The organism is Paenibacillus sp. FA6 (assembly GCF_051550225.1).
GTDB lineage: Bacteria > Bacillota > Bacilli > Paenibacillales > Paenibacillaceae > Paenibacillus_AQ.
In genome coordinates this window covers 1,674,211-1,692,550 of record NZ_CP188820.1, presented here as the reverse complement: position 1 = coordinate 1,692,550, position 18,340 = coordinate 1,674,211, and the positions used below count along the sequence as shown (strand labels likewise).

18 protein-coding genes and 1 riboswitch are annotated in these 18,340 nt (G+C 41.4%); of the genes, 4 read left to right on the top strand and 14 right to left on the bottom strand.

The window, feature by feature from the left end; all coding sequences use genetic code 11:
- Positions 1 to 16 precede the first annotated feature (16 nt).
- The 6 genes from ACP8HI_RS07805 to ACP8HI_RS07780 form a co-directional block, all read right to left on the bottom strand.
- Positions 17 to 703, bottom strand: a complete 687-nt coding sequence (locus ACP8HI_RS07805; RefSeq protein ID WP_438350542.1) for an urease accessory protein UreF — start codon at positions 701 to 703, stop codon at positions 17 to 19.
- Positions 696 to 1,151, bottom strand: coding sequence for an urease accessory protein UreE (gene ureE / locus ACP8HI_RS07800; protein ID WP_438350541.1), 456 nt, complete (start codon positions 1,149 to 1,151; stop codon positions 696 to 698). The genes ACP8HI_RS07805 and ureE overlap by 8 nt, the downstream gene beginning before the upstream one ends.
- A gap of 11 nt (positions 1,152 to 1,162) precedes the next feature.
- Positions 1,163 to 2,875 carry an urease subunit alpha gene (gene ureC / locus ACP8HI_RS07795; protein ID WP_438350540.1) on the bottom strand — a complete coding sequence of 571 codons (1,713 nt, stop codon included), beginning with the start codon at positions 2,873 to 2,875 and terminating at the stop codon, positions 1,163 to 1,165.
- Positions 2,872 to 3,195: an urease subunit beta gene (gene ureB / locus ACP8HI_RS07790; protein ID WP_438350539.1), complete on the bottom strand. Its 324-nt coding sequence runs from the start codon at positions 3,193 to 3,195 to the stop codon at positions 2,872 to 2,874. Before ureB ends, ureC begins: the two co-directional genes overlap by 4 nt.
- Positions 3,196 to 3,215: 20 nt before the next feature.
- Entirely contained in the window at positions 3,216 to 3,518 is a 303-nt protein-coding gene (locus tag ACP8HI_RS07785; RefSeq protein WP_438350538.1) for an urease subunit gamma, read from the bottom strand.
- An 83-nt stretch (positions 3,519 to 3,601) separates the two neighbouring features.
- Positions 3,602 to 3,817 carry a DUF5342 family protein gene (locus ACP8HI_RS07780; RefSeq protein WP_438350537.1) on the bottom strand — a complete coding sequence of 72 codons (216 nt, stop codon included), beginning with the start codon at positions 3,815 to 3,817 and terminating at the stop codon, positions 3,602 to 3,604.
- Between the two features lie 153 nt (positions 3,818 to 3,970).
- Here ACP8HI_RS07780 and ACP8HI_RS07775 point away from each other — a divergent pair, with 153 nt between their 5' ends.
- Together ACP8HI_RS07775 and ACP8HI_RS07770 are read left to right on the top strand one after the other, a co-directional pair.
- Entirely contained in the window at positions 3,971 to 4,906 is a 936-nt protein-coding gene (locus ACP8HI_RS07775; RefSeq protein WP_438350536.1) for an urea transporter, read from the top strand.
- A gap of 65 nt (positions 4,907 to 4,971) precedes the next feature.
- Positions 4,972 to 5,715 carry a spermidine synthase gene (locus tag ACP8HI_RS07770; RefSeq protein WP_438350535.1) on the top strand — a complete coding sequence of 248 codons (744 nt, stop codon included), beginning with the start codon at positions 4,972 to 4,974 and terminating at the stop codon, positions 5,713 to 5,715.
- Positions 5,716 to 5,851: 136 nt separating this feature from the next.
- Here the strand turns inward: ACP8HI_RS07770 and ACP8HI_RS07765 are convergent, their stop codons facing one another.
- Complete coding sequence (locus ACP8HI_RS07765; protein WP_438350534.1) at positions 5,852 to 6,400, bottom strand: superoxide dismutase family protein; 549 nt, start codon at positions 6,398 to 6,400, stop codon at positions 5,852 to 5,854.
- 140 nt (positions 6,401 to 6,540) lie between these two features.
- On the opposite strand from ACP8HI_RS07765, the gene ACP8HI_RS07760 reads away from it, so the two are divergent.
- Complete coding sequence (locus ACP8HI_RS07760) at positions 6,541 to 7,644, top strand: glycerol dehydrogenase (protein WP_438350533.1); 1,104 nt, start codon at positions 6,541 to 6,543, stop codon at positions 7,642 to 7,644.
- A gap of 123 nt (positions 7,645 to 7,767) precedes the next feature.
- Here ACP8HI_RS07760 and ACP8HI_RS07755 read toward each other — a convergent pair whose 3' ends face one another.
- From ACP8HI_RS07755 to ACP8HI_RS07745, 3 genes are read right to left on the bottom strand one after another with little or no spacing between them, the layout of a single operon-like run.
- Positions 7,768 to 8,307 carry a nitroreductase family protein gene (locus ACP8HI_RS07755; protein WP_438350532.1) on the bottom strand — a complete coding sequence of 180 codons (540 nt, stop codon included), beginning with the start codon at positions 8,305 to 8,307 and terminating at the stop codon, positions 7,768 to 7,770.
- 5 nt (positions 8,308 to 8,312) lie between these two features.
- Positions 8,313 to 9,395: an AI-2E family transporter gene (locus tag ACP8HI_RS07750; RefSeq protein WP_438350531.1), complete on the bottom strand. Its 1,083-nt coding sequence runs from the start codon at positions 9,393 to 9,395 to the stop codon at positions 8,313 to 8,315.
- 23 nt (positions 9,396 to 9,418) lie between these two features.
- Positions 9,419 to 10,258 (bottom strand): DegV family protein, encoded by an 840-nt coding sequence (locus ACP8HI_RS07745; protein ID WP_438350530.1) that lies wholly within the window; start codon positions 10,256 to 10,258, stop codon positions 9,419 to 9,421.
- A gap of 170 nt (positions 10,259 to 10,428) precedes the next feature.
- Between ACP8HI_RS07745 and ACP8HI_RS07740 the strand changes: the two genes are divergently transcribed.
- A complete protein-coding gene (locus ACP8HI_RS07740; RefSeq protein WP_438350529.1) occupies positions 10,429 to 10,791 on the top strand; it encodes a DUF423 domain-containing protein in 363 nt (120 codons plus the stop codon).
- Between the two features lie 78 nt (positions 10,792 to 10,869).
- Here the strand turns inward: ACP8HI_RS07740 and ACP8HI_RS07735 are convergent, their stop codons facing one another.
- From ACP8HI_RS07735 to thiC, 4 genes are all read right to left on the bottom strand, one after another.
- Positions 10,870 to 14,067 (bottom strand): bifunctional cytochrome P450/NADPH--P450 reductase, encoded by a 3,198-nt coding sequence (locus ACP8HI_RS07735; RefSeq protein ID WP_438350528.1) that lies wholly within the window; start codon positions 14,065 to 14,067, stop codon positions 10,870 to 10,872.
- Between the two features lie 268 nt (positions 14,068 to 14,335).
- Positions 14,336 to 14,590: a hypothetical protein gene (locus ACP8HI_RS07730; RefSeq protein WP_438350527.1), complete on the bottom strand. Its 255-nt coding sequence runs from the start codon at positions 14,588 to 14,590 to the stop codon at positions 14,336 to 14,338.
- Between the two features lie 33 nt (positions 14,591 to 14,623).
- Entirely contained in the window at positions 14,624 to 16,069 is a 1,446-nt protein-coding gene (locus tag ACP8HI_RS07725) for a CAP domain-containing protein (RefSeq protein WP_438350526.1), read from the bottom strand.
- A gap of 70 nt (positions 16,070 to 16,139) precedes the next feature.
- The gene (thiC, locus tag ACP8HI_RS07720) at positions 16,140 to 17,897 is read right to left on the bottom strand and encodes a phosphomethylpyrimidine synthase ThiC (protein WP_438351747.1); all 1,758 of its coding nucleotides are present in this window, start codon (positions 17,895 to 17,897) and stop codon (positions 16,140 to 16,142) included.
- 247 nt (positions 17,898 to 18,144) lie between these two features.
- Positions 18,145 to 18,254, bottom strand: a riboswitch (TPP riboswitch).
- Positions 18,255 to 18,340: the final 86 nt, after the last annotated feature.

Here is an 18,340-nt window from a genome sequence, read left to right as displayed (position 1 = left end):
TTTTCAAAGTACACTCTTAAGACATAAAAATCCGAATATGTAATCGTTCATGATTCATTTGTGCCATTTCGAGACCCGGTGCAACCGCACCAAAGTCATCTTCAGATAAATTCTCAATTCCCCTCACCACATCATATAATAACGGTTGAAAATCACGTAAAATTTGTTGCCCCGCCGTCTGACCTAAAGGAATACCCCGCACCACATTTTGAACAAGACTTGAAATCGAAGAGTACAAATAATATAAAATCATAGTTGACTTTGAAACAGCCAGGTAATGAGCAATGATGGCAAATACAATCGCCGAGTGACCAAATGCATTTTTCTTGTCGATCTCTTGCTGATATGTAGAAAGAAGTGGAGCATCATACAATGACTTCACCATATCTACCATGCATTCACCCATTCGATAGGTGCCTTCTCTCGTTTCACGCGGCAAAATCTGAACGATTAATTTCCGATCAAGCTCCCATACCGTATCGATATCCTTTTTCTCAAGTGCTTCATAAGCCAAGCGGCAGGCAAGTCCATCCGTGTACAATAACTGTTCGCTCAAATAGACTTTTAGCCACTTGGCAAATGTTTCTTTATTCGTTATCTTGTCTTCCTGAATGTAAGTCTCCAATCCAAAGGAGTGACTAAACGCCCCCGTGGGGAAATTGGAATCACATAGTTGAAATAACGCCAATTCCTGTTTATCCATGGCTATGTCCGATATGACGAAATGCCTGATTCACTTTTCTATTCTCACGCGTATAAGGAATCTGAAGGTCCTGCAACAATTCCTCGACCAAGTAATCATACTGAACAAGCATCTCATGATCTTCAAATTGAGCAGGAAGATGGCGATTTCCCAGTTGATGGGCAATGGTTCCCATTTCTTTGAAGTCTCGAGGGCTAATCAGCAACAAATCATCCGCTATGACATCTATTACAATCAGACTTTCATCATCCATATATAAAACATCACCCGCAATCAGGTCGCGCGCTTCTTTTAAATGAATACCCATTTCTCTGCCATGGTCCGTTTTAACCCGTTGAATTCGTTTAACTAAATGAGCACTTTCAAGGTATACCTTCTCAACATGGCGTTTCTCTATCTCTTCGGATTTCATTTCTGTTATGTTGCTTATCACTGTTTCAATAACCATGTTTTCTCACCTCAAAATAAAAAATATCGTTGCGTCATCGGCAGCGTTTCAGATGGTTCACAAGTAATGACTTCTCCGTCTACTTTTACTTCATAAGTCTGCGGGTCAACCGTTATTTCGGGTGTTTCCGAATTTAATTTCATATCTTTTTTTGTTAGTTTACGGATACTATGAACCGGCAATATCATCTTTTGTAACCCCAGTTTGTCATGAACTTTGTCATCAAATGCGGCTTGAGATACAAATGTGATCGAACTCTTCGATAGTGCTTTACCATAAGCAGCGTACATTGGTCGATAGAGAATAGGCTGTGGTGTTGGTATAGAAGCATTGGCATCTCCCATCAAACTATTCACGATAAATCCATTTTTAAGAATCATCTCCGGTTTTACACCGAAAAATGCCGGGTTCCAGAGAACTAAGTCCGCAATTTTACCTTCTTCAACGGAGCCGATATATTCGGATACTCCATGAGTAATCGCTGGATTGATCGTATATTTAGCAACATAACGTTTCGCCCGGTTATTATCACCAATGCCATGATCCCCTTTTAATTTCCCTCTTTGTTTTTTCATTTTATCGGCCACTTGCCATGTACGCAGGATCACCTCACCTACACGACCCATCGCTTGCGCATCTGAGCTAGTCATGCTGAACACCCCCATATCTTGTAAGATATCTTCAGCTGCAATCGTCTCTTTACGAATACGTGAATCTGCAAAAGCAATATCTTCTGGAACCGCCGGATTTAAATGATGACAAACCATCAACATATCAAGATGCTCATCCAACGTATTCACTGTATAAGGAAGTGTAGGGTTCGTAGATGCGGGAAGCACGTTTAAATAGCTGGCAGCTTTGATCATGTCGGGTGCATGTCCACCACCTGCTCCTTCTGTATGATACGTATGGATAACTCGATCTTTAATCGCCTTCATCGTATGTTCCAAAAAGCCACATTCATTTAATGTATCTGCATGAAGTGCGACTTGAACATCATATTGGTCAGCTACCTGTAATGAATAGTCGATGGATGATGCTGTAGCCCCCCAATCTTCATGAACCTTTAATCCAATGGCACCTGCCCGTACTTGTTCTGCCAATGGTTCTATGGCTGCGGCATGTCCTTTCCCTGTAAAGCCAACATTAATCGGCAACCCTTCTGCGGCTTCAAGCATACGGTGAATATTCCATTCCCCAGCGGTGCAAGTTGTAGCTCTCGACCCAGCTGTTGGACCTGCTCCCCCTCCAATTAATGTGGTCAATCCGGAGGTAAGTGCCGTTTCTACTTGAGCAGGATTTATAAAGTGAACATGGGTATCAATTCCACCAGCGGTAACAATCATGCCCTCACCAGCAATGATATCGGTAGAGGCACCGATAACGATATTCACACCATGCATCGTTAATGGATTCCCACTTTTTCCTATTTTAGATATTTTCCCGTCGCGAATACCAATATCCGCCTTATAGATTCCGGTATAATCAAGAATGACCACGTTCGTGATCACAACATCAGGAATATCATTGCCGCGAGTGACTAATGGATGCTGACCCATTCCATCACGTGCTACTTTTCCACCTCCAAAGACCAATTCATCTCCATAAGTGGTGTAATCCTTCTCGATTTCAATAAATAAATCGGTATCCGCTAGGCGAATAGCATCACCGGTTGTCGGTCCATACATTTGAGCATATTGTTTGCGTGACATATAGAAACTCAAGCTTCACACCCTCTTTCTACCGAACCATCCGTAAGGTTGTTAAAACCATAAACTTGGCGTTCTCCAGCAAAACAAATCAATTCTACTTCTTTTTCATCCCCCGGTTCAAAGCGTACCGCTGCCCCTGCAGGAATACTCAATCTTTGACCAAACGCTGCATCACGATCAAATTTGAGAGCTTCATTTGCCTCGAATAAATGAAAATGAGATCCTACTTGTATTGGGCGATCTCCGGTGTTGAGTATTGAAATTCTTTTGGTCTTTCTGCCAACATTACAAAGAATCTCTTCATCTCTTAAAATCAATTCTCCAGGTTGCACTGATGAACTCCTCTTTTCTACTAACGAATTGGACTATGAACGGTCACCAGTTTTGTTCCATCTGGAAAAGTGGCTTCAACTTGGATATCGTCTATGATTTCCGAGATACCTTCCATGACATCTTCGATTGTCAAAATTTTTGTGCCATATTGCATTAGCTCTGCAACGGTTCTCCCATCGCGAGCACCTTCCAATATTTCATATGTAATAAGAGCAACCGATTCAGGGTAATTCAACTTTAATCCCCTGTCTTTCCTTCTCTTTGCGAGGTCTGCGGCTACAACAATCATCAGCTTTTCTTGCTCTCTTGGCTGCAAATACATCTTTGATCCCTCCTCAATATCTTAAATTTGCCCATATAGTGAAATTAGTAAACATTCGATAGAGAGCGAAGTATCCATCTTATTTAAAAAGAGTGATCTTGCATTCTTCTATGGATTTCAGCCTCGACTAGTACGATAAGCTGTTCTTCAAGGATGTGTTGGGGTTGTGGATTAAACCAAGAAATTTCCCCTTCATGATAAAGACCATTATAATCACTTCCTTCAAGGTATACAGAAAATTGATGGCGCTCATGAATTTGATCCTCAAATAAAGGTTTCACTTCAAAATGTTGAAACATATAACAACCTCCCTCATTTATGCTTTCAATATAATTATGACCCGATCTACATAACGCTAACCGTCAAATGTATAACCTCTGAAGGTTAAAGCATAATACATTAGAAATCTGTTCCAACATCCATTGGATTAAACAGAAGGAGTTATCAAACTCATGAGTAAAAATAGTGGCTTTTCACCTTTAATTCCATCATCTCTTAAAGGAATCTCTCAAGTGATATTGATAGAAAATGCTGTTACAGGATTATTCGTACTTGTTGCTATAACACTTTCATCCTATCTGTTAGGTATAGTTACTTTGGCATCAGCCTTAATAGGGACTTGGATTGCCCGTGTTTGTGGTGCAAATGAAACAACTGTGAAGCAAGGACTATTCAGTTTTAATTCTGTGTTAACTGGGATCGCATTAACTCTAAATCTGAATGGCAGCAACCGCTGGATCCTCGCCCTGGCAGGTGCAGCTGTTACCGTTCTCGTTACAGCTGCTTTGATGTATGTTATGAGAAACTCGGGGCTACCCGTACTGACCTTCCCTTACATCATCCTTACATGGTTCATATTGCTTGCTCCCTATAAATTGGAGAATATGAAGTTAAATCCCGATCTCGTACCGCAGAATCTGTCGGCTTGGAAGCTAAGTGAAACGGATGTAGTCGACTGGAAATATGGGTTAATTCGTGGAATTGGGCAAGTGTATTTCCTAGACAACGTTTGGTGTGGAATTCTAATTCTATTTGCGATATTTTGGGCGAGCAGGAGACTCGGACTCTATGCTATCCTAGGGAATTTCATTGCTTGGTTAACAGCTTATGGGTTAGGAGCAGAAGTTGAGCTCCTTAATATGGGGCTTTATGGATACAATGCTGTATTAACTATTTTTGCTGTCGAATACTACTGTGGTATCAATCATCGCTCAACATTATTAATGGGAATTTTCGGCGCCATGATCTCAGTACCGATAACAGCAAGCGTAGGCACATTCCTTTCGCCTTATGGTCTCCCATCCTTGACGATGCCTTTTCTTCTCAGCACATGGCTTATTCTCAGCGCAAGGAAAATATTAACGAAACTCACAGTCAAAAACTTCTGAGTCCATGTTGGATAAGAATTATGATATATTTGTATTCATACATACACTTAAAGGAGATCGATGATTTGCAGTTACTATTTCAACAATTGACCGACAATCATGAAGTAACAGTTTATGATACTAGCGAATTATATGGTGAGAAAGGGAATTTCCGAGTCCTTCAATTCTCAAATAATGCTATTCAAGGTGCACTGGATTTAGATCATCCGGAGCGTGTGATGTTTGAATATCCGAGGGCTATCATACATCTTATGGAGTTCAATGACCCATCATTCAAAGACGTATTCCTCATCGGCCACGGTATCGGGACGATTGCAAGCTATTGTTCAGAGAAACGTTTTAAGGTAGCTGAACTGGATCCGACAGTAGTAGAGCTTAGCAAAAGATACTTTGGATACAATAAGGATAATGTACTCATCGGAGATGGACGCTATATGGTTGAACATGAAGAATCAGATAGCTTTGACTATATTGTTGTGGATGCCTTTACTGATAAGGGAACTCCTCAACAATTCATATCTAAGGAGTTCTTCAGAATTACGACAGACAAACTCCATTCCCATGGAGCTATCATCCTGAATCTAATGGGAAGAGCGGATAATGATAACCTCATAAATGCTATCCATTCGACACTTAGAGAAGAGTTTAACTATTCCCAAGCCTTTGCCTTACCAGCAGATGGTATGACGGACATACAGAATATTATTATTGTTGGTAGCCAAGAACCTATTCAATTTCAAGCGCGTAATATGGCGGGTTTCCATGAGATCAACCTCGAGAAGGGGCATATTATTTGGGATAAAGTATAATACAAGCAGAAACGGCTGTAAGAGTATCAAGTGATACTTACAATTTCTTATATTTCAAATGAATCAAAAGGTAGCCCCGCAGACATCTTCTCATCTGCGGGGCTACCTTTTTGCTATCTTCTATAGCCAAATAACATTATTCTTGAATGGCAGCGCAAGCTATCCGATTACCGGAATTACCGGATGGGTCCGTCACATAATCATCCGCCTTCTCATGGATCACGATCGCTGATCCGCCAGGCTTCAGCAAGGAGTTGGATACGCCTTTTATAAGCGTGACCGTTTTGCTCTCCAAATCAGCGGTTACGGTTCCATCTTCTTTGACTTTAATATTCAGCAGATCGCCAGCATGAAATCCCTTCGGATTGTTAAATCCATGTTGCTTAAGTTCAGGGTTCAAATGTGCACCTGCTGATTTAAAGTCAGGCACTTCGCATTTCCCTATTTCATGAAAATGCACGCCATGTTCGCCTGGTGTAAGATTCTTCGCTTCGATATGTAGCTGTACGCTGTCAGCTTGTTGTGTTATTACAGCAGATCCTATCTTCTCGCCCTTTGTATTTATGATATTCGTTTTTACCTGTGTCACTTTCTCATTGGCGAATGCTGCCGGGATCACAAAGGTAGCGACCACTAATAGAATACTAAGCACGCTAAGATGGACAAACACCATATTTCTTTTCATTTCTTTTTTCGACCTCCTGTAGTTGGTATGGCTTCTCTATTTAGGGTAACCTATTTCCACCAAAAGAAAACATGAATCAATATAAGAGAATTGTAGCAACTTAAGTCGACAGACAAAAAATCAATATGGAGGCTCTTTCAATGACTGAACTCGTTAAATCCATTACTTCACCCAGTAAATTCATCTCTGGACGCCATCTGCTCTCCAAGATGAATGATTACATCAAAAATTATGGTGATCACGCTTATATCATTTGTGATGAATTCATTCTAGATCGCGCCACAAAAGAAGCTGGATCATCGATAGAATCAGCTGGAGGTAAAGTGAAATTCGAGAAGTTTAACTACGAATGCACGAAAGAAGAAATTGAACACCACCGTGAGTTAGCTCGCACGTCAGGTTGTAACATCATTGTAGGAATTGGTGGCGGTAAAACTTTGGACACAGCCAAAGCAACTGCCTATTATGAGAAGCTACCTGTCGTTATCTTCCCTACTATTGCATCTACTGATGCGCCGTGTACTGCCCTAGCTGTTATCTATAAAAAAGATGGTTCGTTTGACGAATATTTATTCTTACCAAAAAACCCGGATATCGTCCTTGCTGACATTGAAATATTGGCAGCAGCACCATCACGCTTCTTTGCCGCTGGAATTGGTGATGCTCTTGCAACCTATTTCGAAGCACGCGCTTGCTACCAATCCAATGGGGATAACCTAGCTTTAATGAAACCTTCTGCAACCGGCCTTGGTCTAGCTCGCTTGTGTTATGATACTTTGCTAGATAATGCGGTCAATGCCAAAAAAGCCGTTGATCATAAGGTGGTAACCAAAGCGGTTGAAAATACGATTGATGCAACGATATATCTAAGTGGTGTTGGAGCAGAATCAGGTGGACTTGCAGCTGCTCATGCTATTCATAACGGTATGACTGCCGTTCATTCCCTTCATAAAGCCCAACACGGTGAGAAGGTCACATTTGGACTACTGGTGCAACTCGTACTTGAAAATGCTCCGAAAGAAGAATTGGAGACGGTAATTAAGCTTATTAAAGATGTTCAACTACCATTAACCTTGGAGGATCTTGGTGTTAATAAATTTGTGGAAGCCGAGTGGCGCCAAGTGGCTGAATTATCTTGTGCAGCTAATGACACGATGATCAATATGCCGTTCCCTGTATCGCCAGATGATGTGTATAATGCCATTGTTGCGGCTAATGCCATCGCAGAGTCGTATAAAGACTAACAAATTGCAGAGTCAACAATCATCCTAAATTGAATTCAAAATAAACCTTCAGGATTTCCTGAAGGTTTATTATTCATATCCCATTGAGTACATTTTAGACTATAAGTGCGCTCAATCTTATATTCAGTTCGTTGTATTAGCAATATACTTTTCCAAATGTAATACTGAATCAACTAGATACATTTCTTTCGGGGCAGGATCTATATCTGGATAACCTAAGCCAATTATAGCAACTACACGGAGATGCTCAGGGATCTCTAACAAATGACGGACATAGTCCTCACGTTTAATAGATTCTTCATGATCCTCCGAATGATAAATAGCACCCCAAGCAGCTCCCAAGTCCGATGATACCGAAGCTAACCACAGATAACCTCCTGCGATCGAAGCATCTTGCAACCAGTATTTGCTTACGTCTGGATTCCCAATGATTACGACAGCCGCAGTAGCTTGCTCAAGCCATTTTACATATGGTGTTGCTGTACTCAATTGTGTAAGTGTATCTTTGTTGGTCAATAGAACGAATTCTCTAGAAGGTAGGTTGTTACCCGTTGGAGACAAATAAAGGGCTTGTGTAAGCTTCTCCAACAAATCCTGTGGTATGGGAGTATTCTTAAATCGTGTAATTTCTCTCCGTTTATTAATGGCGGTAAGAACGTCCATCAATACTACACCCCTTCCCAAGCTTTCTTAAAGAACCTCGAATACACTTTAGATATCACAATTTTTATAACTACATACATTGGAATAATAACAATGACACCTACGATTCCAAATAAATCAGCACCTGCTAATACGAGTATGATTGTCGTCAATGGATGAATGTCAAGTTGTTTGCCGAAAATATAAGGTGCAACAATATTGTCCTGAATTTGCTGCGCTACCAAAATGACAATAAGCGACCATATGGCTACAGCAGGTGATTGCACCAATCCGATAATGACGATAGGTACAGAGGACAGTATCGCTCCTACAAATGGGATGAAATTCAAAATCACCGCGATGACCGTCAGTAAAAGTGCATAAGGTAGACCAATAATGAGAAATCCGATGTACATTAGAACACCAAGAGCTACATTTACAGTGACTCTTCCTACGATAAATCCGCTTAACGCATGGTCGATCTCACCCATGACTTCATTACCATCTTCCCGAAATCGTAAAGGTAAGAAGCTAACCATTTTCTTTCCGAACTTCTCACCTTCTTTCAGCATATAGAACAGAAAGATTGGAAATGTGAATAGGATAATAGCGAAATTCGAGAAGAACGAGAACATACCTGTAACGTAATTGGTTAAGACTGTAAACCCCTTGTTAAGATAGTCTGTTACTTGTGACATGAGGTCGGCATTCTCTGGAATAATGACAGCTAGGATACCATTCTGTTCAAGTTTTCCTAGTTGATAACCTAAAGCATTAAATAGGCTTGGTGCGTTAACTACTAAGTTCGTCAATTGAGTAACCAATGATGGCCATACACCAATTATAAATCCTACAACGCAAATGGCGATGACAACATATATGATCAGAATCGCTAAAGGACGAATAATTTTCTTACGTTCCATTAGATCTACCAAGGGGCGAAGCAAATAATAAAAGAAGCCTGCCATTAAAAAAGGTACAATAATCATCATACTAAATAATGATAGTATGGGTTGGAATATGAAATCGACAAGTGAAGCCAAATAAATAATAAGCAGTATTAAGATTATTCCGATACATAATTTAATGAGTTTATTCAATTTCGTCAAATGGTCTCCTCCAAATTAATCTACTAAAATGCTAACCCAATCCCGCCTTCACCTGCATATGTACCCATTATTGGACCCATATTCGAAAATAATACTTCTTTGAAAGGATATTTCTCAAGAATCCGTTCTTTAATTTCAAGTGCCCGACTCTCACAATTACTGTGAACGATGGCTAAAACTGCATTCTCATAATCATGCTGCTTCTCATCTAATCGTGATAACAGACTCGTAATTGCTTTTTGAATACCACGTGTCTTTTCCACTACTTCCACAGTACCCTCTTCGCTGATTTTGAGTAAAAGCTTGATATTAAGCATCGAAGCGACTGCACCGGACAATCGATTTAGCCGTCCCCCTTTGATGACGTTCTCTAAGGTCTCCAAAGTAAAGTAGACTTTTAAATCCTTTATTTGATGAACAACCTTCTCTTTTAATTCGTATAAACTTGTACAAGATTCAGACCATTTCGCTGCCAATCCAACAACAAGTGACAAACCACCCGAGAAGGTCTTAGAGTCTATAACCTCAATGCCATTACTATGCCCTTCTTCAACATACATTTCTTTAGCAATCATCGCAGCCTGATAAGTACTACTGATGTTAGAGGACATGCAAATGACCAAAATATCCGTTCCCTCATCCACTTCTTTGAACTTTTCGAGAAAATCTTGCGGACTAGGACTAGCCGTAGTCGGTAATTCCCGGGATTCTCTCATTTTAGCGTAAAAAGTTTCAGCATTCATATCTCCAGGCATACTCTCATTCTGAAAATGAACTGATAAATTGACGATGGAAATATTAAATTTCTTAATATAATCTAGGGGTAAGTCAGAACCGCTGTCTGTAATAATCTTGATCGGCATAACAACCATTACGCTCCTTATGATTTCATTTATAATTTCTTATCATTCACATGTGTTACATGGTCCAATCCTATTATATCTTTGACATCAGAGAGAATCAATTTAACTATTCAATTTATATTAATGTTATGCTACAGATAACATAATGAATGGGTAAAGGAGTCGTTTGTATGAGTACATTACTATTACTCGGCAGTATATTGATGTTTTTGGCGGTAGCATTAGGAGCTTTTGGTGCACATGCATTAAAGAAGAAATTATCCCCGGATACAATGAAGGTCTACGAAACAGGTATACAATATCATATCGCTCACGCACTTGGGTTATTGTTACTTGGTCTACTGGCAGACAGTTCATCTAACTCTTCTCTTATTGTCATGGCAGGATGGTTCCTTTTCGCTGGAGTTATTTTATTCTCTGGAAGTTTGTACGCCTTAAGTCTCAGCGGAATAAAAAAATTAGGGGCGATTACACCACTTGGTGGTGTAGCCTTCTTGATTGGCTGGGTCATGGTTATCATAACTTTAGTCTAAGAACAAGAAAAGCCGCACTCGAAGGTGTGGCTTTTTATCACGAGATTAACTAGAATCTCCCTTATACTCCCCAACGTATCAAATTCGCGCCCACACATCTTTGGCGTAACGACCCTCTTTTTGGAGCTGATTCAACCATTCTTTCGCTTCTTCTTCATTTTTCCCATTTAATAACTGATACGCATTTTCTAATGAACTCTCTACATCCGGAGCCATTTTACTACCATCCCCGCATACATACAACATTCCTCCACGGTTTAGAATGTCAATCATTGCAGTTTCATTCTGCTTCAGCAAGTCTTGTACATACGTTTTAGGTATTCCTTCCGTACGAGAAAAAGCTGTATGAAGTGTAACTACTCCTTCTTTCTCATATTGCTCCAGCTCTTCACGATAAATATAATCGCAATGGTTCCTACAGCCGAAATAGAGATGCGCTTCTCCCAGTATCTTTCCTTCTTGCATTAGTATTCGACGTGTCTGAAGGAAACCACGGAATGGGGCTACTCCCGTTCCTGGACCTACCATAATGATAGGTGTTTCAGGATCTTCAGGAAGTCGAAATCCGGAATCTGGTGTTCGTACGAACATAATGATATCTTCTCCCGGATGACGTTCAGCCAAGTAATTCGATGCTACCCCATAGTATTCACCGAGACCACTCCAAGCAGAATCTTTAACAACACCTACAGTAATAGCTGCAATATCCGGGTTGACACGTGGAGAGCTCGAAATAGAATAGTACCTAGGTTTAAGTGGCGGCAACAGTTCTAAGAATCGCGCAAACGGTATTTCGCAGGCTTCGTACTTCTCAAGAAGATCCAGCATAGTTATGCGTTTCAATAATATCTCGTCTTTATAAGCCGTTTCTTCTGTCATTGCTTCTAATTCACGTTTATGCGGAGGACAAGTTGTGTAAGCTGCAAGCTCTCGCAGTTGCGCTCTTGACGCTGGATCCTGTACTTCAACACTATGGCTTAACAACTCATATAGACTAACAGGACGATCTAATGGAAGATGAGCCGCGCTACGTCCACTGGCAGTCAGGATTAGTTGGTCACTCTTGTTCAATCCGAATCGTAGTAGGATTCGATTGACGTTGATACTGCTATTGCTTGGTAGAACCCCAAGGTGATCCCCCTCCTGATAGCCAACCCCTTCCGGCATGACCACCTCGATATGTCGTGTTTGACGCTCGCTGTCTGAGGATTGAAGCTCATGATTATCTACCACAGTAGCGTGAACAGCATCGTAAGATTGGGCTAGAGGGGCACCAGCAATACCACTGACGAACTGAACGTCAAGTGAATTTCGTTCTTTCTCCACCTTATGATCGAATTTCAAATCAAATGCTTCCATCAAGTCTACCCACATATGTTCCCGCCATTGTTCTAGATGCATCTCAAAGTCTCCGCTGGCATCACCCTCTCCCCGTTCAGAGAGCCTTGTAGCCCCCTTAAGAGACAGTTGCTCATCTATGAATCTGGGCACATCCTGATAGGTACTTGCCCATGTGCGATCCCCACAACCAAATACGGCATAATTCACGCCTTGAAGTGCACCTTCTTCCATCTGCTCCAACCATTGTACGAATTCACGCGCATTGCTAGAAGGCTTTCCATTATAAGAAGCAGCCACGATCAACACAGCACCTTCTGTTGGTAATTTACCAATACGGGAGTTCAGTGAAGCTACTTCACATTGTACGCTGTGTAATCGTGCGATATCTGCTAACTCACGTGCAATACTTTCTGCGGTACCTAAATTTGAACCATATAGAACTAATAAGGGGTGATTATTAACCCCAATGATGGAGGGACGCTGTGTTTGATCCGTCTTTTTATCCGTTGAAGTTGCAACAGCATTAGATGGCGTCATGTTTATAGAGGGCTTAACCGCTAGTTGTTCTCGCTTTCGGACATGGATTTTGAAATCATCCGGTTTCAGAGTCAATGTTTCCTTTACTTTGAGCTGATAGTCCGTATAATCTATTAGTTCAAAATGCTTAAGTACCATACCAAGTACTAAAACAGCTTCGTGTAATGCAAACTGTTGCCCAATACATGCACGCTGCCCGTTACCGAACGGTTTATAGGCATTAATCGGCACTTTACTCTGATCCTCAAATCGTTCTGGACGGAACTCCTCTACATCATCCCCCCAAGCTTTTGTATCACGATGAAGTTTAGGGATCAGAACATTAACACTGTCCCCCTTCTTCATGGGATATTTACCTCCCAGCAAGGTATCTTCCTTAGCGAAGAGAGAAAAAGCCGGAGCCGTTGGCCAAAGACGTAATGATTCATTCAAAATCATTCGTATGTATTTCAGGTCAAGCACCTGCTTATAGGTTGGTGTTGGATCTGTTAAAATATGATCTACCTCATCATAAGCCTGTTCTAACTTCTCCGGATTCTTTAATAGATAGTAGATGGCGAAAGAAAGTAAACCGCTGGTTGTCTCATGACCGGCAATCAAGAACGTAATCATCTGATATCGAATATTCTCATCATCCAACCGCTCACCTGTCTCAGGGTCTTTACTAGTTAACATGCGAGATAGTAAGTCCTCAGCTTCCTGCTCCCCACTCGATTTTCGTTCTGAAATAATCTTATCCACTAAGGAAAACAGTGATTCTATATCCTTCTTGTACTGGCGCTTCGTCATGATCTTCAGCTTATCCTGAATCTCAAATCGTGTAAGCTGGGCCATTGCCTCATCTAGCGCCCGTACCATACTTACGATAAACGGATGCGGTTGATCACGATAGAAGCTGTTAAACCGATAATTGAATCCGCACAAACCTATGGTATCTAGTGTAAGACGGGTCATATCTTCTGGGACATTGACACTCTCATCGGGATTTAGCCGCATCCACTTCTGAACAAGTTGTACAGCGATATCAACCATCATACCGTGGTAACCCTGCATGGCTCTCTGACTGAAGCTTGGGATCAGGATATTATGAGCCTTTTGCCAATTGGGTTCATCTGTCTCACTAGTGAACAACCCATCTCCAGTGAAAGCACGAACTTTCTGTAAAGGTGCCCACACACGTTTATCAAAACGAGACTCATCACACACCTCAGCCACTAATTCCTCGCTTGATATGTAAACATTGCTCTTTCCTCCAGGTAAAACATTTCTAAAAATGGGGCCGAACTCATATGAAAGTTTGAGTAATGACTGAATTGGCTGTTCAATGTTTAAGAGCGGAAGATTACCTAGCGGACCATATGTTTTCGGTTGGGGGATTTGGGATTCCATATTATCCATATTATCATTCTCCGATTCCTATCAATTTTGTGAAATAGGTATGTTTTAAACAAGGCATATGATTGCCCTTATCTATATACTCATTTTCAAGTATGTCAATAACATAGGATTAGCATATGGGAACAAGGCTATACATCCTCACATCTTCATTCACCAATTATACTTTCTGTACGGTCAAGAAATAAACCAATGATAGCCGATAGGCTGTCATTGGTTTATGAAGTAATGGATGAAATGCAACTGTAACCATCTATTTCTATATCTCTAATTAAACAAGCGTACTCCACCAAGGGATCATTTCATAAACACATAACCCATCGTGTTCTCCAATAACTTTCATATCCTTCGCTTCTTCTGCCGTATAGCTTTGCACTTTTTCAGTTGATTCAACGTGGTATGTTTTCCTCGATAAGTTTGATACACAAATAAAACAATCTTCGTAGCTTTGAGCATCCACCACCAGCAAATTGGCTGGGATCCCGGTTACAATAACTACTGCATTTTGGGCCCGTTCTTCTGTCAAGATGATATTCCCCTTCTGTACCTATTTATAATATCATAGCGGTGTAAAGAAATTCTGTGTGTAATAAATATTATAATCACTCGAACTAATACCGAATGCAACACCTACACCCAACGTTTCAAAAGAAGACTTAAGTATGTTGCTTCGGTGTCCTGAAGAATTCAACCAACCAGAGTACGCATATATCGCGTTCTTATATCCTGCTGAAATATTCTCTCCGTATGCGCGGTATTTTCCCGCTCCACTTGCCGCAAGGCGATCTCCAGTCGATTTCCCATCTGGACTGTCATGGCTGAAATAGTTCCGTAACGCCATGTCTTGGCTGTGTTTTCTGGCTGCATTCGCCGCAGTGTTATTCCATTCTAGAGCATTCAGCCCTTTTCGTATACGTACAACATTCGTTAGATCAAATATCTGCCTTTCAAATGCCGTAAGAACTTCACCAGTTGAAGAGCGCTTGTCTTGCGCAGAGGAATTCATCTTAGTTGTATTTACTAGTAAACTCTCAGACTTCCCATTTCCCAACGTGTCCATAAATAAGGTGACTTCATAGTTAGTAGCTTCATAACTCTTCCATCGACCTTTTGAGTCAACACTAACTGTATCTCCCCATAACTTCTTCGCTTCTGCTTCCAAGTTATTTAGGCCCATCTTAGTATCTATAGACCAGCCATCTGCATTGGAATAAAGCGCAATGACCTTCCCATCTTGAACGCCTATCTGAGCATACTTCGAATAATCCTGATTATAGATGTACCAGATCATATTTGTTTCTGTGGCATCTTTTCGCTTGGGTTGGCCCAGCTTTGTAATCACTCTGGTCTCAGTATCTCCGAGGCTAATGCCATTCAAACTGAGACCAGTACTCTGAATCTCTGAATCCTTCAACGTCGGGTGAACCTGTTTCAGCCTGTAAATGAACGTCTGCGCTTCTGCCCTTGACAGGACATCATTTGGGGCGAAACTTTCCAGCGAACTTCCTCCTTGCTTCCCTTGAGCAATGCCCTTATCTAGTAGAAGCTGGATAGATTTCTTCTGGGAGAGGGGTTGCCCCATAACGGCTGCAAACAACTCAGCGACTTGTCCCCGTTTCATGTTCTGATTAACCTCTCCAGATATCGGCCATTCGAGTCCTTTGGCTACGTCATAATACGGTTCATACCATGAAGTATGCGGAACTGAATCCCTGATTGCCACCTGTGGATATGCCCGTAGGACCATGACTAGAAATTCTGTTTCCGTAACGATTTGAGAAGGACGGAATGTCCCATCATCATACCCATTACTAATTCCATTGCTTTGTGACCATTTCACCATTTCGTAAGCCCAATGCGATTCTGGGACATCCACATAGGTGAGCGATTCGGCCTTAATGGCTGTACCTGTTCCTACGATCCCCAAGATGACAAGTAAGGATAGATAAACTATCCATTTCAGCTGCTTTACCCGTCTTTTTATTCCAAACCTAGTTTCTGTCATCCTATCCCTCCTCTTCTACAGTAACCTGCCTATTCTTATGTCGGAATAAGAGTGAATAATCTGAATAGTCTCATTTATAAATGACGCTTCCACCCTCTTTAAATTCGTTCGCTTTATTCAACAGACCATTTCTTATGGAATCCTGTTCCTCTTGTTCCTTCTGTCTAGTTGAATCCCGAATATCATGAGAAATCCGCATGCTACAGAACTTGGGTCCACACATGGAACAGAAATGTGCCGTCTTAGCTCCTTCCGCAGGTAGCGTCTCATCATGATACTCCAGCGCTCTCTCAGGATCGAGCGACAGGTGGAACTGATCACGCCAACGGAATTCGAACCGGGCTTTGGACAGTGCATTATCACGGTCCTGTGCTCCCTTATGCCCTTTAGCTAAATCAGCGGCATGGGCAGCTATTTTATAAGTTATAACCCCTTCCCGCACATCATTCTTGTTCGGTAATCCTAAATGTTCTTTAGGAGTAACATAGCAAAGCATGGCCGTACCAAACCAACCGATCATCGCTGCTCCTATCGCTGAAGTGATATGATCATATCCTGGTGCAATATCCGTCGTAAGAGGGCCCAATGTATAAAAGGGCGCTTCGTTACAGATTTCAAGTTGCTTATCCATATTCTCCTTGATTAAATGCATCGGTACATGTCCTGGGCCCTCAACCATCACCTGAACATCATGTTTCCAGGCAATCTTCGTCAATTCACCCAACGTTTCCAGTTCTGCAAATTGCGCTTCATCATTCGCATCGGCGATAGAACCTGGACGTAAACCATCTCCTAAGGAGAAGGAAACGTCATACATTTTCATGATTTCACAGATATCTTCGAAATGCGTATAGAGAAAGTTCTCTTGGTGATGAGCAAGACACCACGCTGCCATAATGGAGCCACCACGTGATACAATTCCAGTCATTCGATTGGCAGTCAGTGGGATGTATCGAAGCAAGACTCCTGCATGGATAGTGAAATAATCCACACCCTGCTCTGCCTGCTCAATGAGTGTATCTCGATACACTTCCCATGTTAAATCCTCTGCTTTGCCCTTTACCTTCTCTAAAGCTTGATAGATGGGTACAGTACCTATTGGAACGGGGGAATTACGAATAATCCATTCTCTCGTTGTATGAATATTGTTGCCGGTAGATAAATCCATAATATTATCCGCACCCCAACGTGTAGCCCATCTCATCTTCTCAACCTCTTCATCTATGGAGGATGACACAGCTGAGTTTCCAATATTGGCATTAATCTTCACTAAGAAATTCCGTCCAATAATCATAGGTTCACTTTCAGGATGATTAATGTTCGCAGGAATGATTGCACGACCGAGAGCTACTTCATCTCTGACAAATTCCGGTGTTACGTTTTCTCGAATCGCAATATATTCCATCTCTGCTGTAATCACGCCTTTACGAGCATAATGCATTTGGCTTACATTTCTTCCTTTTCTAGCTCGTAAGGGATCCCTCTGCAAAGCTGGAAACACCTCTTCTCGTGAGGCTTCTTTCACATTACCGTTATCTTCTGGCTTGATTGTTCGCCCTACATAAGATTCAGAATCTCCACGTTCTTTAATCCACGATAAACGATTGGGATGCAATCCAACACGAATATCGGTATGCACTTCGCTGTCGGTATAAGAACCACTAGTATCATAGACCCGAACAGGTGCATTCTCCTCTATTCCAGATATACCCGAAGTGTTGCTAAGTGTAATTTCGCGCATTGGAACGCGAATGTCTGGACGAGACCCCGTTACATACACTTTTTTACTTCCTGGAAAAGCTGATAGATTAACAGATTCTTTCTTCATTTCGCTTGTCATTTCATTTCCTCCTATAAGTAAGATGATTTGATCAAGCGGAGCAAATTCTATTCAACAAATAGAAACGGATAAGCCGTCCCTTTTCAAGGAGCTTATGTTTCCGATACCAGCGATACTTCGTATCGCCTTAAGGTCTCCGTCTCTACCGAAATATAAGAAATAGAGTATCAAGTGATACTTATACTCCCTTATATTTAGAAAAAGACTGCCTCTGAGAAAGAGGCAGTCTTAAATAGACAAATAGAACTCCATTTCCTCCGCTGGCATTACCCAGATCAGGTTTGACGGTCGATAGTTGATCACTATCCTCTCAGCCTGGCATACCAAGCTCCCGTTACGATGTAATTGTTAGTTAAAGTATAACGAAGTAACCAGATAAAGCAATAGTAATTCCCAAATAACTATCTATATCCTTACAAAAGCGGAGTTAC

Excerpts from the sequence above, each read along its gene's own strand:
- ACP8HI_RS07805 (WP_438350542.1), bottom strand. The coding sequence starts at position 703 with ATGGATAAACAGGAATTGGCGTTATTTCAACTATGTGATTCCAATTTC.
- ureE (WP_438350541.1), bottom strand. The coding sequence starts at position 1,151 with ATGGTTATTGAAACAGTGATAAGCAACATAACAGAAATGAAATCCGAA.
- ACP8HI_RS07785 (WP_438350538.1), bottom strand. The coding sequence starts at position 3,518 with ATGTATTTGCAGCCAAGAGAGCAAGAAAAGCTGATGATTGTTGTAGCC.
- ACP8HI_RS07780 (WP_438350537.1), bottom strand. The coding sequence starts at position 3,817 with ATGTTTCAACATTTTGAAGTGAAACCTTTATTTGAGGATCAAATTCAT.
- ACP8HI_RS07775 (WP_438350536.1), top strand. The coding sequence starts at position 3,971 with ATGAGTAAAAATAGTGGCTTTTCACCTTTAATTCCATCATCTCTTAAA.
- ACP8HI_RS07765 (WP_438350534.1), bottom strand. The coding sequence starts at position 6,400 with ATGAAAAGAAATATGGTGTTTGTCCATCTTAGCGTGCTTAGTATTCTA.
- ACP8HI_RS07760 (WP_438350533.1), top strand. The coding sequence starts at position 6,541 with ATGACTGAACTCGTTAAATCCATTACTTCACCCAGTAAATTCATCTCT.
- ACP8HI_RS07755 (WP_438350532.1), bottom strand. The coding sequence starts at position 8,307 with ATGGACGTTCTTACCGCCATTAATAAACGGAGAGAAATTACACGATTT.
- ACP8HI_RS07745 (WP_438350530.1), bottom strand. The coding sequence starts at position 10,258 with ATGCCGATCAAGATTATTACAGACAGCGGTTCTGACTTACCCCTAGAT.
- ACP8HI_RS07740 (WP_438350529.1), top strand. The coding sequence starts at position 10,429 with ATGAGTACATTACTATTACTCGGCAGTATATTGATGTTTTTGGCGGTA.
- ACP8HI_RS07735 (WP_438350528.1), bottom strand. The coding sequence starts at position 14,067 with ATGGATAATATGGAATCCCAAATCCCCCAACCGAAAACATATGGTCCG.
- ACP8HI_RS07725 (WP_438350526.1), bottom strand. The coding sequence starts at position 16,069 with ATGACAGAAACTAGGTTTGGAATAAAAAGACGGGTAAAGCAGCTGAAA.
- thiC (WP_438351747.1), bottom strand. The coding sequence starts at position 17,897 with ATGAAGAAAGAATCTGTTAATCTATCAGCTTTTCCAGGAAGTAAAAAA.